11 protein-coding genes are annotated in these 16,576 nt (G+C 51.4%); 1 reads left to right on the forward strand and 10 read right to left on the reverse strand.

Translation table 11 applies throughout. The features are described 5' to 3' along the window. Positions 1-36: 36 nt before the first annotated feature. From T9A_RS10740 to T9A_RS10775, 8 genes are all read right to left on the reverse strand, one after another. Positions 37-2,274 (reverse strand): DUF3732 domain-containing protein, encoded by a 2,238-nt coding sequence (locus T9A_RS10740; RefSeq protein WP_082808142.1) that lies wholly within the window; start codon positions 2,272-2,274, stop codon positions 37-39. After that, the gene (locus tag T9A_RS10745) at positions 2,271-2,768 is read right to left on the reverse strand and encodes a three component ABC system middle component (protein ID WP_035248189.1); all 498 of its coding nucleotides are present in this window, start codon (positions 2,766-2,768) and stop codon (positions 2,271-2,273) included. Before T9A_RS10745 ends, T9A_RS10740 begins: the two co-directional genes overlap by 4 nt. Beyond that, a complete protein-coding gene (locus T9A_RS10750; RefSeq protein WP_035248191.1) occupies positions 2,769-3,965 on the reverse strand; it encodes an ABC-three component system protein in 1,197 nt (398 codons plus the stop codon). It abuts the gene before it with no gap. A 19-nt stretch (positions 3,966-3,984) separates the two neighbouring features. Then, positions 3,985-5,133 (reverse strand): restriction endonuclease subunit S, encoded by a 1,149-nt coding sequence (locus T9A_RS10755; protein ID WP_198030659.1) that lies wholly within the window; start codon positions 5,131-5,133, stop codon positions 3,985-3,987. A gap of 11 nt (positions 5,134-5,144) precedes the next feature. Beyond that, entirely contained in the window at positions 5,145-6,746 is a 1,602-nt protein-coding gene (locus T9A_RS10760) for a type I restriction-modification system subunit M (protein ID WP_035248193.1), read from the reverse strand. Between the two features lie 95 nt (positions 6,747-6,841). Next, positions 6,842-8,509 carry a DNA recombination protein RmuC gene (gene rmuC, locus T9A_RS10765; RefSeq protein WP_156964884.1) on the reverse strand — a complete coding sequence of 556 codons (1,668 nt, stop codon included), beginning with the start codon at positions 8,507-8,509 and terminating at the stop codon, positions 6,842-6,844. Positions 8,510-8,532: 23 nt separating this feature from the next. After that, entirely contained in the window at positions 8,533-11,904 is a 3,372-nt protein-coding gene (locus T9A_RS10770; protein WP_035248268.1) for a type I restriction endonuclease subunit R, read from the reverse strand. A 275-nt stretch (positions 11,905-12,179) separates the two neighbouring features. Further along, positions 12,180-12,992, reverse strand: coding sequence for a DUF6694 family lipoprotein (locus T9A_RS10775; protein WP_035248195.1), 813 nt, complete (start codon positions 12,990-12,992; stop codon positions 12,180-12,182). A gap of 162 nt (positions 12,993-13,154) precedes the next feature. On the opposite strand from T9A_RS10775, the gene T9A_RS10780 reads away from it, so the two are divergent. Continuing rightward, complete coding sequence (locus T9A_RS10780; RefSeq protein ID WP_035248197.1) at positions 13,155-14,042, forward strand: helix-turn-helix transcriptional regulator; 888 nt, start codon at positions 13,155-13,157, stop codon at positions 14,040-14,042. A gap of 27 nt (positions 14,043-14,069) precedes the next feature. On the opposite strand, the gene T9A_RS10785 is transcribed toward T9A_RS10780, so the two are convergent. Together T9A_RS10785 and T9A_RS10790 are read right to left on the reverse strand one after the other, a co-directional pair. Further along, positions 14,070-14,804, reverse strand: a complete 735-nt coding sequence (locus T9A_RS10785) for an inovirus Gp2 family protein (protein WP_035248199.1) — start codon at positions 14,802-14,804, stop codon at positions 14,070-14,072. A gap of 320 nt (positions 14,805-15,124) precedes the next feature. Then, on the reverse strand, positions 15,125-16,576 hold the full coding sequence (locus T9A_RS10790; protein WP_198030660.1) for a YfjI family protein: 1,452 nt from the start codon (positions 16,574-16,576) through the stop codon (positions 15,125-15,127).

Here is a 16,576-nt window from a genome sequence, read left to right on the forward strand (position 1 = left end):
CTTCACCGATTTTGAATATCCCGAGTTGTACTACCACTACTCCTTCCCTAACTTTGATTTCGCCGCTTGAATTACATCTTCCTCAAACAAAGACGACCATCGATCTTCAAGCACCACCGCCTCAACACTAAGATCAAGGCGCCCCACCAAAGCCAATTTCGCAAAACCCTCTGACACATTCGAGTCAAGAACCAATTTCGAAACCGCTTTAATTGCACCTAATTCTTCAATCATTCTGATGAAATACACCGGGGTATAGTCAATTTCTTCTTTACAACGAGCAATCAACTCTTGAAGGTGCGCATAAAAAACAGACTCAGTTGTTTCGGAATCCTCGTACCAGCTTTTCGGAATGAGAGCATAATCCCCTCTCCATTTTTTATCCCTAATGGAGTCCTGATACCAAGGCTCATCGATATCTGCGTGGTCGGTTATAATAACCTGGAGGTCTGGAAATAATTCATTAACGATTTTAAAAATCCATTCGAATAGCTTTTTAACAGCTATTCTATCTTCATCCTTCTCAATCTCTGAAAGGTCACCAGAATCGGATTTATCAGCCGGAAAGTACACCTGGGAGGGCTGATCAAAAAAAATAAATCGGCCAACCGGACGCGACCTTTCTATAAACCACTTTGCCAGAGCAAGATAGGTGACGACATGGTATCCCATCCAATTTTCACCACTCCCCATTTTATCAAGTGTCACGGGACCATCAGGCGTATCGGCAACGACTGTTAATTTAGATGCATCTAACCGAATTCTGTGATTACTGTATCCAAGGCCAAGTTCCTGCGCCCAAACAGTCATATCCTCGGATATACAGTTAAGTTGCGCATCCAGCCTCTCTTTTAACGCAACAGGATCGAGTTTCTCAGATAGCATTGATATGCTTTCCTCCAACAATGCCAACTGAGCTTCCAAATCCCCGCTATCATCAGACCAATCTACGCTTTCCAAGTACAGGCTACATTTCCCTGCCAACTTGGATCTCAGCGTATTTAAATCATCACGCAATTCATCTTCGCCATCTTGCAATCTAATCTTTCCAATGGACTGCTTGATGCGCCTGATGTTGTTATTTACCTCGCTCTGCTCCTCCAACAGCTGATTTACATATCCACTAATACGAGGCTTTGTTCTTCCAACCCCCTGCAACTTTTCAGAAAGCTCTTCCAAAGAGGATTTTATGATGCTCTGAAATTTTGAGCCCCCTTTATGCGGCCCATCACATACCGGACAAACTTCTGGCACTGCATCAAACTTCTCAAACAACCCAACTGACTGGAGCCGCAACATTTGGTCGTTCACAGCTCTCTCAAAGCCTGACTCTGACGAACTGTATTCTTGCGCCTCCCTCAGCCTTATTTTTAGTGACCTTCTTTGATTCTGAAGCCGTCTATTCTCTGCCTCCAAGGCCACTAAGGCGTCCGGAGATTCATCCATTTCGGCATCTAGTGATGGAGACCAATTTGATATAGCCTTGAGATGCTCCAGCAGCACCTCATCCTTTGGAATTAAGTCACTCGAATTGTATAATCCCAACTCGGCAGCTTCTGATAATAGTGCGTACCCTTTTTGAAGGCCGTCGCCCTTTAGATAGTCTATTTCTTTTATCTGCTTTACCAGCCTCATTCGGTCTTGCTTTAAAGACCTCAGCTTTTGCATATCGGAAAGTCTGTCATCTTCAGCTGCACCGATAAAATAGGGCAAAGTATCTTTTATATTTTGCGGAATTCTGTCTCTTGCTTGTTGGTGAAACAGGATTTCATTGTTCGCAATCTCGGTTTGGCTTTGAAATAAATAGTATCTGGAATGCCGAAACCCAATAGTTACAGGATGCCTTGTTTGCCCCTCAGGAACTTCTGTAACATGTTCCGGCACACCAATCTTCCGGGTCAGAAATGACACTACACTATCAACATTAGTAGAGCCTCTTAAATCTGACTTGTTCGGCAACGAAACAGCTTTTTCAACAAGTAAACAGCATGGAGAGGCGGCCTTATTGCCAGGCATTGGGGCAGCACGTGCAATAAATACCTGGCAATCGGGGAACTGCAATAGCACTGCGTACCAGTCAACATTATCCCGAATGTGACCCGCCGCGACCATGCACTCGCTCGCCCCTAAACAATACTCCACTATGTGGATGAGCGAGGTTTTCCCACGTTGAGAAGCCCCCGTAATGATATTTACAGACCCAGGCTTGAACGTAACATCTCGCCGCTGACCATTTTTCCCGTATAACGAAACCGTTAATATTTGCATGGTCATGGCATTACTCCAAGATACGCATAAACCCCTTCAATAGATGGCGACAATCCAAACCATCTACCCAGAAACCCAGCACTTAAATAATTATTTTTAAATTTTTCATTCTTATTAACTATCGCAGGCATTTGGGGCATTGCCTCATCATCTATAATAAAAAAACCATCTTCCGATAAAGAAATAGCTTCATGCTCTAGGAGAAACACGATTGCAAGGTTAACCACATCTATGTATGCGTTCACTGAACTTGCAAACCCGGCCAAATACCCCTCATGGTCAGAAACCCACCCTGCCAAAGGGGTTGAAGTTGAATTCGGCAATATTGATGAGTAACGACCGGACAGGGCTAGAGGCGCAATCAAATACACAAGCGAACAATGCAGCCCTTGCAGATTTTTTTTCGAACACTCCCTAACCGCTTGATACAAGACAACCCCGACATAGGCCGGGTTATAGAGATTGGCTTCCTCTTTTGACAATTCAGCATCAATAATCATTTAGGCGACATCCTCGTTGCTGGCATCTCCTAACTCTCCATAATCAGGATGCCATCCTATTTTCAGCGCATCTGACAACAAATGGTAAGAACCTTTGGATAAATAATCCCCCATAAAGTCGGAGCGGATAGGAACAACCCCCCTCTGCTGGCAGTACTGATAAAGCCTGGCTGCAAACTTTCTCTTGGCATCCGCTGTATCAAATTCTTCCTGCATTTCCAAAAATGCCTGCTCTTCATCCCACTTTTCAATTAGCCTTCTATCAAATCCATTGAGCTCGCCAGGATTCAGCAACCCATCTCCAGCCCATTTGTTTCTCTGCTCAAATGCCCGATAGTAGTTTACTATCGCAATCTCGATTAGTTTTTTTGGGGCATCAAATAAGCGCATCTGCTTAATAAAAACTCGCATATCCCCCTCGACATCTATCGCGTCAGGCAATGCCTCAGCATATTCATCAGGAAGATTAGCATGAGAATATTCAGGCCTTATTTTCTCAACAAAATCTTGAAGGAACCCCAAATTAATAGCGCCAGATGGTGACTGACTCAAAGCCTCTACAATCCACTTAAACCAAATCCCTTCAAGTCGATTAATGAACGCATCAACCGCTTGCACCGGCACATACTGCCTGGCAATTGGTTTTAATTTTTCTCTAATTCTCAAAAGGTCATCTGATTTTCCTACGATGTAAACCGACCCCAAAAAACTACGTTTTTCAGCATCACTGAGACCCTTGAATGCCTTATATCCCATGCTATTTGTCTGGTTTGACTCCTCGCAAATCTTAGACATTATTAGAAGGGCTTTATCTATATCTCTTTCCTGACCCACCCCTAACAAACTTGCCAGCGAACCATCCACAACCGCCTGGGTTGTCACCAAAGATAAAACCATGTCGCCGAGTGAAATATCACCAGACTGAATTGACTCTACCCATACTCTTACCGTTTTCCATATATCAGAGCTTCTATCCGTAATGTTCCCCTGACTACCATGAAACTTTGTCTGCAATAATTCTTCTGGCGAACCATCGTCATCAAATGCGATGTCATCTAACTTCTCGATAGATACATTGAAGCGCTCAGGATCAGCTATTTCGGGTAGTTTTCTTAACGACAAATACAGCGCATACCTGATCTGATAAATGTAACCTAGCATTGAAGCTGATGCGTCAAACTGTGAGGTATTACTCATTATTGCACCCCTTTCACAATCAAAGGCTTCCAGAAAAAGCTTTTTGACTAGAAGACAGAAACAGGTATTCGTTATCCGAAATAAAGACTGTACTTTTTTCTAATAGCCGAATGGTTCTCTCAACTAATTCAGAGAACGCCCTCTGTTTTTCAATTTCCGGCAATGGGATATCAAGATTACGCAAAATAGCCAAATTAATGTTTTTCTGTGCCGACTCCGGGGCGCTTGCCTCCAGGGTCTTTTGCAGGAAACCCAGCCAGTGCTGAACATACTCAACCGTCGCCTTATGATTAGGCGTAAAGCCAACCACACTATCAGGAAAGCAAGCATCGAAAGTTAAAACCCCGGTTTTGGCTATATTTGCAGCAATCGTGATACATAGAGTCCCAGCTGGCCACAGACGACTTTGCTCCAGACCCAGCTCAGAATAGGTAGACTTGTATTTCTTGATATAGCCCTTGGAGTTGGCAACATCGCCAGTTTGAATCAAAGGGTAATCACCACCAAGCAATGCAGGATCATTTCTTGGTCGGTGTTTTGACTTGCCTCTATCTAAAGTACCAACATCAGATAATTTAGCGATTTCCCACCCCTTCGGATTAGTCACCGGATCACCGAACATATCCAGAAACACGGCGCGGAGGAATTCGTCGGTGAGTTGGATGGCTTGCTGGCGTTTGCGGCGGATGGCGTCGGCTTTGTCGAGGATGGTGGCGATGCGTTTTTGTTCGCTCAAAGGAGGCAGAGGAATTTCAAATCCCTCAACTATTTTTTTTGAAACCTCCTTAAATGTTGCCCCATTCCCAAGCGCTTGCAGCTTCTCTGAATGAGCTAACATGCAGTAGTACAGATACAGCCCATCAATTTTCTCTCCAGGAATCAGACTCTTGAAGCCTTGATTCGTGCACATATCTTTACCGGTTATCGCTATATTTCCAATAGGCGCCCTTGAAGTTACCAAAACACTTCCCTTCGGAAGCATAGATGTAGCACAGCTACGGAAACCTTCATCTGATATGTACTCAGGGGCGTCATCTAACACCGGCTCTGACAGCTTCGACACATCCTTTGGTGTGACCCATGGCACATCAGCCGAATCCCAATATTCAGGGATATTCCGCTTAGGGGTTGCCCCGCCCACGACTTGGCAACAGTCCTTTAATTTCACCAGAGGCCAACTCACAGCATCCCCTCCAGATCCTTCAAATCCTCCATAATCTCCTTCTCCAACACCATTAGCCGCTTGAGGATCACTTTCGGGTCTTCGTATTCTTCCTCTTCGTATACCACTTCCTTGTAGCGGTTGATGGAGAGATCGTACTTGTTGCTGGCGATATCGGCGGCATTGACGACGAAGGCTTTCTGGGTCTTGTCGCCAAAGGCTTTTTCTATTTTCTTGTCGCTGGCGTTGGCTTCCACCAATTCCCTGTACTGCTTCCATTTGGCAATGGCATCTGGCAAGTCATCACCGCCTTCGCCTTTCAGCGGGGTACGCTTGTCGTCCAGGCTGTAGCCGTCGGCTTGCAGGTCGTAGAACCAAACCCGCTCGGTCGTGCCACCCTTGGTAAAGAGCAGGATGGCGGTGCTGACACCGGCGTAGGGCTTGAACACGCCGCTGGGGAGGCTGACGATGCCTTCGAGCTGGTTGTTTTCGATGAGCTCCTTGCGTAGCTGCTGGTGGGCCTTGGAGGAGCCGAACAGCACGCCATCGGGCACAATGACGGCGGCGCGGCCACCGAGTTTGAGGGCGCGGAGAATGTGGGCGACAAACAGCAGTTCGGTCTTTTTGGTTTTGACCAGGCCGAGCACATCAGGATTGGTGTTAGTTTCATCCAGGCTGCCCTTGAACGGCGGGTTGGCGAGGATGATGTCGAAGAAGTCTTCTTCCTGTTCCGGGTAGTTTTCCTTTACCGATTTGTTGAGGCTGTCCTGGTAGAGGATGTTGGCGCCGTTTACGCCGTGGAGCATCATGTTCATGCTGGAGACGCGCAGCATGGTGGTGTCGAAGTCGAAGCCCCAGAACATCTGTTTGTTGATGTGTTCCCGATAGGGCTCCAGCAGGTCGCCGGTGTAGTGCTTGTTGCCCTCTTCGTCTTCGAAGGTACCGGCATCGCTGGAATGCACCCGGTTGAGGTATTCCATGGCGCGGGCCAGAAAACCGGCGGTGCCACAGGCCGGGTCGCAGATCACATCGGTGGGCTGCGGGTCGATCAGTTCTACCATGGCGTCGATGATGTGGCGCGGGGTGCGGAACTGGCCGTTGATGCCGGCGGTGGTGAGTTTGCTGAGCAGGTATTCGTAAATGTCGCCTTTCACGTCACTCTGGGTGAGCGGCAGGTTATCGACCATTTCCACGGCGGAGACCAGTACGGATTCGTTCTTGATCTCCAGATCGGCGTCTTGCATGTATTCGCCGATGTGACCCAGGGCCTGGGTGGCACTGCCTTCGCTGCCCAGGCCCTCTTCTTCTGCATGTTGCCCCAGGCTGGCGAAATAGGGGTAGACAGCATTCTTCAGGTGCTTGTGCAGCTCCTTGCCGCTGAGGTTCTTGAAGTTCTTCCAGCGCAGTAGCTGACCTTCCGGGGTGTTCGGGAACAGGCGGTCGAGCTCCTTCTTGCTGCGGGCGGCTTTACGCTCTGCCACTTCTTCCTGCATGTCGAGCATGCGGGCGAACATGAGGTAGCTGATCTGCTCGATGACCGTGAGGGGGTTGGTGATGCCCCCGGTCCAGAACTTTTCCCAGAGTTTGTCGATGTCGTTTTTTAGCTGGCCTGTGAGCATTTAGTTGATCTCTTGATTTGCATTTCTACCCTTATTTCGACCTCTAATAAGACGAATCAAGGCTTACAGATAATTTTCCAGCACGCGCCCTAATTTTATTCGGGCTCTACACTGGCGCTCTCTTCTTGTGGCTCTGGCGCCTGCTCCTTCTCGGCACTTACCGGGATAAAGTCCACTTCCAGTGCGGCCTTTTCGACGAAGTAGCTTGGCAACTCAGCCTTGATGGCCGGCGCCAGATTCTTGAACTCACCCACTTGCTTCACCAGATTCCCTCTGCCACTGAGTAATTGCCCCTCGGCCTTGCTGTAGGCATCGGTGGCGGCATCCAGGCTTTTCTTCAGTTTTTCAAAGCTGGCGAGAAACGAATTAAGCTTCTTGAACACGGATTCAGCCTTGTTCGCCAAGGCTGCGGTGTGTTTATTCTGGTCTTCATAGCGCCATAACTGACGAACGATATTCAGACTGGTAAGCAAGGTAGTCGGTGTGGCAACCAGTACATTATTTTCAATGGCTTTCTGAAAAAGGGACTCATCCGCTTTCAAGGCTTCTACAAATGCCGACTCAATGGGTATGAACATGAATACCATTTCAGGGGAGTTCAGCCCTGGCAGCTTGTAGTAATCCCGGTCGGCCAGCTCTCGAATCCGGCTTGCGACTGCTTCTACGTGTTCTTTCAGCGCAATCGCCCTTTCCTGCTCATCTTCACTGTTCACATAGCGGGTATAGGCGTTCAAGGAAACCTTAGCATCGATGATCAGGTGCTTTTCCTGCGGCAAGTAGACGATAGCATCGGGGCGATGACGCCCTTCTTCCGTGGTAATACTGACTTCCCGCTTGTAGTCCTTGCCCAACTGAAGACCGGATCGATCCAGCACGTTTTCCAGTACCAGTTCGCCCCAGTTGCCCTGGAGCTTCTTTTGACCGCGTAGTGCAGTAGACAGCTCATGTGCTTCCTGCGTGATTTGCTGGTTGAGTGCCTTCAGGGACTCAAGCTCCTTGCGCAACTCTCCCTGCTGGGTGGTTTCCCTGTGGTGGATGTCTTGCACTTCTTTCTTGAAGTTATCAATGGATTGCTGGAACGGGTTCATCACCGAACTCAAGGTAAGCTTGCTGCTTTCCTGCAGTGATTTTGCCTTGGTTTCGAGAATCTCGCTGGAGAGCGTTTTGAAATGCTCGCTCAGGCTTTCCTTTTGTTTCTCGAAGGTCGCCACTTCGCGAGCATGGCTGGCTTCGCGTTCCTGCTGCTCAGTCTTCAGTCGAGTATGAGATGCCTGAAGATCCGTCATCTCTACCTGTTTGGCCTCCAGCGCGGACTGGCTCTTCACGAGGCTGGCGCGGATTTCGTTGATCTGCTCTTCCTGAGCCTTGGTTCGTGCCTGTGCAGACTCAAGCAGTTTCTCTGCATCCCGGCATTGCTGGTTTATTTCATCCAGTTTTCCACTCAACACGTCATGTTGTTGTTTTTTCTCATCCAGCAGCTTATTCAGGTGCGCTTCAGTTTGCGTCGCCGCATTTAACTTCTCTTCAAACCTGATGATCTCTTGCTCTTTCAGGTGTTTGCTGTCTCTTAGAGAGGACACATCCTGCTGTGCTTCCCTCAACTGGCCGTCCCTTGCACTGACTTCAGACCTGGCCTGCGCAAGCAACCCTTCCAAACCTGTAATGTTTTTGGCCGAATTCAGCTTTGCCCACAAGTAGCCAAGTCCGCCAACAATAAGGGAGGCTACAGCTATTGCGATGAAGTGTTCGATATTCCAGATCATCCATTTTCCTCAGCTAAAGTAGGTCAATGCGCATCATCCTGGCGCAGAAAGGGTTTCAGCACGGCAATTAGGTCATCCACATCTTCGGGGCTGAAGACGCCGTCGATGCCCTCGTGGGAGATGCTGTCGAACGGTGCCTCGTAGAGCTTGTCTACGACGATGGAGCCATGCTGGGCAATGTGGTTCTTGAGCAGGTTCATGAATCGCACCTGCTGGGCAGTGAGGCTGGGATGCTGGTGGAGAAACTGTTGAAAGTGGTTTTCCACTGCCTGCGGGTCCAACCCGATGATTTCCCGGACGGTGACAGCCAGTTGGTCGGCGGTTCGTCCATAGAAGTCGTTAAGCACTTCAAGTCTGACGCCGGGATGGCTGGTGAGGATGGTGGAGGTGAGCGTTTCCAGTTCCGCCACGGCAATGGGCTCACCCTGTCTGATTTTCTGCAACACAGGGTTAGCCGCCAGCATGTCATCGAGAATGCCTTTCAGGCGGCGGCGATAGAGCATGGCCTCATTGGCGCCGGCGATGGTGACTTGCCGCTCCCCTTCCTCTACTCCACCATCAGACGTACCGGTAGAGGGAGTGGTGTAGCCGCCTGTTCCGCCGGATTGCTTGTATTTCATGATGCCGCGCAACCCGCTGCGGGCATTTTCCAGTTTCTCGATGCTGGGCTGCTGCCAGAAGTCTGCACTGCGTACGTCGGCGATCAGGGCATCTTTCTGCCGGACGGCCTGGATATTCACTGCCAGCTTGTCCAGTTCGGCCAGGAATTCATCCCGGCCATCTTCAAAACAACTGGCCTGCTCCACCAGGCAGCGCTGGATGCTGGCGATCAGCTTATCCAGTGCGGTGGCGTGCTTGTCTCGCAGCACTCTGGCTGACATGAGGGGAGCCAGCGTCTCGGCCAGCTTATGCCGGGTTGAGGCCTCGAATTTCTTCAGGGCATCGGTTTGCTGAAGCTGGTGTACCAGGCGCAGCTCACGTTTTACGGCAACGCTGGTTTCCGGCAGGTCGTTGATATCGGCCTGAAGCAGTGCGATGGCGGCATCGAATGCTGGAGCATTACTGTTCTTGAGAGCGCTTTCGGCCAGCTCCAGACGGGCCTCGAAGGTGGTCTGCAACAAGGATTTTCCGCCGGTGTCTTCCGGCTCTTTGTATTCCTGCTCGAAGAAGTCGAAGTTGCTGTAATGATCAAAGATCAGAAATTCGGTTTTATCCTTGCCGGGGCCAAACAGGTTGGGGCATAAACGGGTACCGCGACCGATCATCTGCCAGAACTTGACCCAGGATTTGACTGGCTTGGCAAAGACCAGGTTGACCACTTCGGGGACATCAATGCCAGTGTCGAGCATGTCCACGGAAATGGCGATGCGGAAGTCGTTGTTGGCTTTCTTGAATTCCTTGATCAGGCTATCCACATGGGGAACCTTGTTGTGGATGACCTTGCATACCTTGGTGCCATATTGCGGGTAGAGCTTGCAGAACAGCGCTTCCAGGTGCTCCGCGTGGTCCTGGCGCTGGGCAAAAATGATGGTCTTGCCCACCAGGGAGCCGGTTTCATCCTTGATGCCGTTATTGATCAGGTTTTCCAGGATGATGCGGTCGGTATCTTCGCTGAAGATCTTACGACCAATGTCCTTGCCGGCGATGGTGGTGTTGCGGGCTTCTTCCTCTCCCAGGTCTTCTTCCAGCCGCTGCTTTTGTTCATCGCTCAGGTCGTTGTAGTGGATGCCATCACGCAGGAAATCGGTGGTGAGATCCTTGACCCGGAACGGCACCAGGTACGGCGGTTCGTTGTTGATGGCCGCATCCAGACCAAATTCGAAGGTGGGGTCGGTGGTTTCACAGCCAAACATGTCGAAGGTGTTGCGGCTGATGAATTTCACCGGGGTGGCGGTGAGCCCCACTTCGAGTGCATCGAAGTAGTCAAACAGGTCGCGGTATTTGTTGTAGATACTGCGGTGGGATTCATCGGCGATGATTAGGTCGAAAAAGCCCACATCCAGCTGTGCGAAGCGGTTCATCATGCCGGGATAGGTGGCAATGTAGATGCGCGCATTCTGGTCAATCTGGTTGGTTTCGCCAATCACACAGCGAGGCTCGCTAGGCAGGTTCTGCTTGAAGGCGTCGTCCGCCTGAATGCGCAGTTCCTTGCGATCGCAAAGGAATAACACACGCTTGGCCCAGCCGGTGCGCAACAATAGCTCGCCCAGGGCAATGGCCACTCGGGTTTTCCCGGTGCCGGTGGCTTGAATGATCAGGGCCTTGCGGCGTTGGCCCTGGAAGTGGGCAGCAACCGTCTTGATGGCCTCAATCTGGTAGGGGCGATCCGCAATGCGCAGCTCCGGGTTGAACTTCTCCAGTTCGGCGGCGCGGTAGTGGCGCTGGTAAATCAGGTAATTAAGGCTGTCTTTACTATAGAAACCGTAGACCTGACGGTACGCGTTGTACTGGTGATCATCCCAGATGAAAGTTTCGTAGCCATTGCTGTAGAAGATGACCGGGCGCTGGTAGCCCATGCGCTCGAAGGCATCGGCATACAGGCGGGCCTGCTCGCGGCCCGCCTGCAGGCTGGTGTTTCCGGATTTCTTGGCTTCCACGACGGCCAGGGGCTGGCCGTTATCGCCCCACAGCACGTAGTCGGCATAGCCCTTGCCTGAGGGGTTATTGGGGAAGTCCACTTCGACTTCCTGACCAACCTGCTCCGGGTCATCCACATCCCAGCCTGCCTTGGTGAGCATTACATCAATGAGCTGCTTGCGGGTTTTGGCCTCGTTCCACTGCAGGCTATCGGCAACCGCCTGGCTTTTCTGGTGCTTCTCTTTTTGCTCTACAGGCTGGGGCGGATCGATATGCTGAACATTTTTTGTCCGCTCCCTATCCAACTCATCCAGGAGAGCCTTTACCTCTTCCTGCCGGGCTTCCAGCTTTTCCTTGTAAGCACTAACCGATTGCTTTAGCTCGCCAAGCGCAGCGGATTGATCCGGGATTTCCTGGAAGTCGGGAATATCTGCCTTCTTCTTCCCGTAATACTTGATAGCCATGTACATGGCGAGCTGGTGCGCTATACCTAATGCCAGCTTGGCATCCCTCACCGAGCCCTTGGCACCATGAGCGGTCTCATTGCCCTGAATCCGCAAAGCATTGATCTGGTAGACCAGCGGCTTGCTGGTACAGGCAGTGAACACCGGGTCTTTGAGCAACTCGTAGAAGGTCGCCTGAGGCAGGCGCGGCAACAACTCTTCTTTGTAGATGGCTTTGGTGACTTCTTCTGCAAAGCCCCTGAGCCGGGTCAGAGCGCTGCCAGGATCAACATGCAGGACCGCCTCGGCCAAACCGGCCACTTCGGCCAACGACTCATTGGCCGGGCGTAGAAACTCGAAATTGACAGACTTCATAAATCCCTTTTCCCCTGCTTGGCCCGACATATAAGGCCAAGGCAGCACCAGGCTCCTTCGTGGCCCTTTGAGTTGCTGCCAACTCCCCCCTATCAGCCCTCTTTTATCCGGCCAATATCATTTTGGCTCCACGCCACCTTTTTTGGTGCTTTGTGAAGGTTATTCATCGTGTTGGAAAGGCTATCACAAAGAATCATGAGTGCCTCCCCTCTACACATTCCTTCTCCCCTATTACCCCCCCTGCATCAGGCATCCCATGATGCAGGAGGGCCGGTCTAATCAACTCCATATTGCTTTTTCAGCTCAGCCAAGCGGTTACGATTTCGCTCGCTGAAGTCTCTGGTGGAATACAGGGCTTCGCCGTCCGGCCCGTCCAGCTGTTCCACTATCACCGTAAAGACAGCATCTGCAGGGGCATCCACTTTGCCCCAATCAGAATAACTGTTCGGTGCCAGCGTCCAGGTAGCTTCCTCGCCGGGCTCCAGGCCACCGGAAATGCTGTAATTAAACTGGTCTTCATGCCAAGGCACACTCCGGTCAGGGCTGGCGATGGTGCAGGAGAAATAGGCACGGGAGATGGCCTGATCCGTGCCATTCTTGACCGTCAGCTCAATGATCGGCCGCTCGCCAAGGTATTGCCTTTCTCGCATATAGAAGCGGGAGCGAACTACCTGGAACTTATCCAGCTGTTGTTTGGCCTGCTCAGCCTTGTCCCGCTTGGCAACGAGTTCGCGAATCTCGGCCAGTGCCTGCTCTTTCTCTCGAGCTTTGCGTTCGGCCTGAATTTGCTCTGCCTGGGCCAGTACCTGCTCTGCGGTCTTGCCGTTCAGGGCGTCCCGCATTTTGCCCTCCACATCACCGGCATCGGCACCGCCATTGGCAAACAGGCTCTTCATATCGATCTGGCTAAAGGCGATCAACTGAACCGCCTGATCGAAATCTGCCCGCTTCGCTTCGGGCAATGACTCTCGCACCTTGGCCACAGACTCTTTCATCTTGGCCTCACTGGAGGCATCAATGGTGGGGTCGGAACAGCCGGTAAAGGCCATGGTCGCCAGGACAAGCATCAGTAGTGCATAGACTTTCATTGTTTTCTCCTTCGCCACTTTTCCTTAAGTCAGATGCGGCATCCTGCCGCTTTTGTCTCGTCCATGGTGACACCCAAAGGCTATTTACTTATTATTGTCATGTCGATACTGAATACATGAACACGTCGCCTTTTGGCACATATCGCTTTTTGGAGCATATCCATGGCACGGACTGCGGGTAAAAACGCAGCAGACTGGCCGCTGCGCTGGGATCTGTTATTGCGCTATAGACTGATCGAGGTGATCGCCCTCTGGGAGGGGCGGCTGACCACCAACCACCTTCAGCGAGCATTTGGCATTGGCCGACAGCAGGCCAGCAAGGACATTAACCACTATCTTGCTGAATATGCGCCTGGCAACCTGGAATACGACCGCTCCCTGAAGGGGTACAAGCCCGCCAGCACCTTCAAGCCCGTATTCACACGGGGCGTGGCGGATGAGTACCTTCAGATGATGCATGCCCGGGAGGACCTCAGTTGTGCCTTTGAGGCCCTGGATGTGCGCGAGCTCAATACCGAAGCGCTGCTTCCTCCTTCTCGTGACCTACGCCCCAGTGTGCTGCGCCCGATTCTCCAGGCCTGCCGGGACAAACTCCGCGTGGAGATCCAGTACGCCTCCTTGAGTAACCCAGAGCCTGAGTACCGCGTTATCCAACCCCACACCGTGGTGCACAGTGGCATGCGCTGGCATGTCCGTGCCTGGTGCGAGAAGAGTAGTGGCTACCGGGATTTCGTACTAAGCCGGATTCAGGATGAACCCGATCTGACCCTTCCAGGCGAGCACCACGCTGAACAGGATGATGCCTGGCAAGAGCGGCTTACTCTGCAGGTCACCCCGGACCCTCGCCTCTCTGCGGCTCAACAGGCGGTGATTGCTCTGGATTACGGCATGACCGATGGCGCGCTGACCATTGAGTGCCGAGCCGCCATGGCCAATTACATTGTGCAGCTGCTTAGACTGGATGGGCCACAGCACCGAGATCCCGAAGCCCAGCAGGTGGTACTGGCTAATAGGGATGAGGTGAAGGGCTGGCTTTGGGGGGCTGGCTAGCGACCAGCCCGTTTCGCCCTCACCCTTTCAAAATGGTTCGTAATCAGGGAAATAGGCTTCACTGCCGGGGACCCGGCTAGACCCGTAACAGTCGGCTCCCGCTCGATAGTCTTTTGTGCGAATTTTCGCCATATAGCTCAGACGTCCGAACAGATCTGCAAACGCAAAGGGAAAATCGATATCGTGTGCATCTAGGTGGTACTCAGCGTTGCGCGGATAATCCACTAATCCCACCCCCTGCTCCTCAAAAATCCCCAACGCCGTGGCCCAAGCCCTGGTCAAGCGATGATGGAGCGACCCTGCGCGGGGCCTCCCTGGAGCAAAGAAATCATAGCCTTCAAGGCACCACTGTAGCTCATAGTTACCAATTGAATTGTACACATCCCGATTCAGAAAGATCGCGACATGAAAGTGACAGTTTTCTGCCCCACTCTTCTCCCTGGCCCAGAGAAAGGTAACGTCGCTTTGAAGCCGCCGCCCCGACTCAGTTGATCGAGCATTCAGGTCAGCCTGAACCTGAGCCTTTAGGGATTTCATGAATCGGCTGATCAGGCCTTTAGCTGGCATGGCGTATCCGTAGGGAAGACGGAGAACGAACAGCACTACAAAGCTACGTCTGTGCCTCTCTATGGCGCTCCTCATAACGTTCAAATTGACTTCAAGGTAGCGCTCTCCATACGGAGCTTGCTTCCCTAGAGGAAGACCTCTCCATTCATCTCCATAGATGAGTTTCAGGTTTGGGTAATCTTGATGACGTGACATTTCACATTTCCTATTTTGGTTTCACCATAGGAAATGCTTGGCTGTAAATTTATAATTGTGGATTGAAGGGATGTCGGGTTATTTGATTTTAGCTATCAAAAATCAATTACCTATACCACAAATCTATTACAGGGAAAGAAACGAGCGTCCACCCCAGTCGAAAGCCAGGCACAACAATGAAATGGGTGCTGCAAACACGGAATGTGCCACTGTCCAAACAAATAGGTAGAGGTTCGGGAGAAGAAGAGAAAAAAGCGACTTTCCACATCAAAAAAACCGCGATTCCCGCTGCGCGTCGCGGGAATCGCAGGTAAATTTGATCAGTGATGTCCGTTTAGCGGCCCCCCCCAAGGCAGCGGGAGCAGCGGACACAGATCCAGGCATTGCGAGTTGCTCATGTCCACGTAGGAACGAATAACCCCTTCACGCAGCAGAACATCCAAAGCCCGGAAGAAGCGCCCTCCGGTTCGTTGAGCATTGGGGCAGCGTTTGTGAAGGTAAGTCCTCCGAATGAATCGCAGACCATCATCACGCATCCGGTTTATGAGCTTATCCAGCTCTACTGCATCTCTGACCTCTTCCGGTGGAGGAACAAACAGCTTCAGGAAGTCGTCCGAGCACTCATTACAAATGTCCGCAGCGACATTGAGCGTTTCTACCGTGATGGCGCCCCCGTCCCCCTCAAAGAAGTGCAGCAGTGCAGCCACCCGGGCGATATTTTCACCCAGCTTGGACGCGTGATCGGAAGCATGCTCGAACTGACCGCCAGGGAGAATTGCCTCCTCAATACGGTCCGCCAACTTGTACCATGCCGCTGCGGCCTCCTCCGAGAATCGGATTTCCTCACGCTCAACATCCCCCACAATCCGTGCCATTCTGGCCTTACTCAGGATTTCACGGATTCGACGGTCGAACGCATCCAGATGCTCCCAGGAATTGGCCTGTCGGGTGGATAAACGAGTCCCCTGTGTTGATTCTGGGTTAATCACCAGGTACCTGGCCCAATGGCCCGAACCACGGATCTTTTCCCCTTTCTTTCCGGTTTGGGGCTTGAATATTTCCGGCTGCAGCATAATCGACACAGTAAGCCTTGCATCACTGATATTCAGAGAGGGCTTGCCAACCCGCGCGACAGAGACCTTGTCGCCACTCCAGAGGGAATTCAAATGTGGCACCGCGTCAAACGATTTCCCATCCACAATGATACCTCCTTCGCTTGAAACCAAGGTACCCACCCCTGTTTCATTCAACGCATTCAACATTGCCATGGGTGAAATGTCCTCATAGACCAGCTTTGCTCGCTGGGGCTTGGTTGGCTCGGAAGCCAATAGCTCACGCAGCTCCTCTCGGATACGGGTCAATTCATGTTGGTCGTTACCTGATTTACCCAGTTTCTTTTCGAGTTGCTTTTTCCGGTTCTTCCACTCCAACATTTTGACTTTGTAATCTGCCAAGTTGCAGTTGTGCTCTTCCTCAAGATTGTCATCGAGCGCTTTAATTTCTTTCATGAATCTGCGCTCAACTGTTGATTTTCGCTCGCCAGAACGCGCTATAAGCGCCAAATACACACCAGCTGGTACTCTTGCACCATATGGCATGACCACATCAACCAGGGACTGGGCGGCTGACGACAGTGCCGCCAGCCCTCCCATTAAACACAGCCGGTAAGGTGCCTGAAAATTTTGATGGGCCTGGCGCACAGCCTCACCAAAGAGAGGCTGGGAATAGCAGAGTGCTGCAGGATTGGGCTCGCGTGTCATCGGATATTCCAT

The organism is Alcanivorax jadensis T9 (genome assembly GCF_000756655.1).
GTDB classification, from domain to species: Bacteria; Pseudomonadota; Gammaproteobacteria; order Pseudomonadales; family Alcanivoracaceae; genus Alcanivorax; species Alcanivorax jadensis.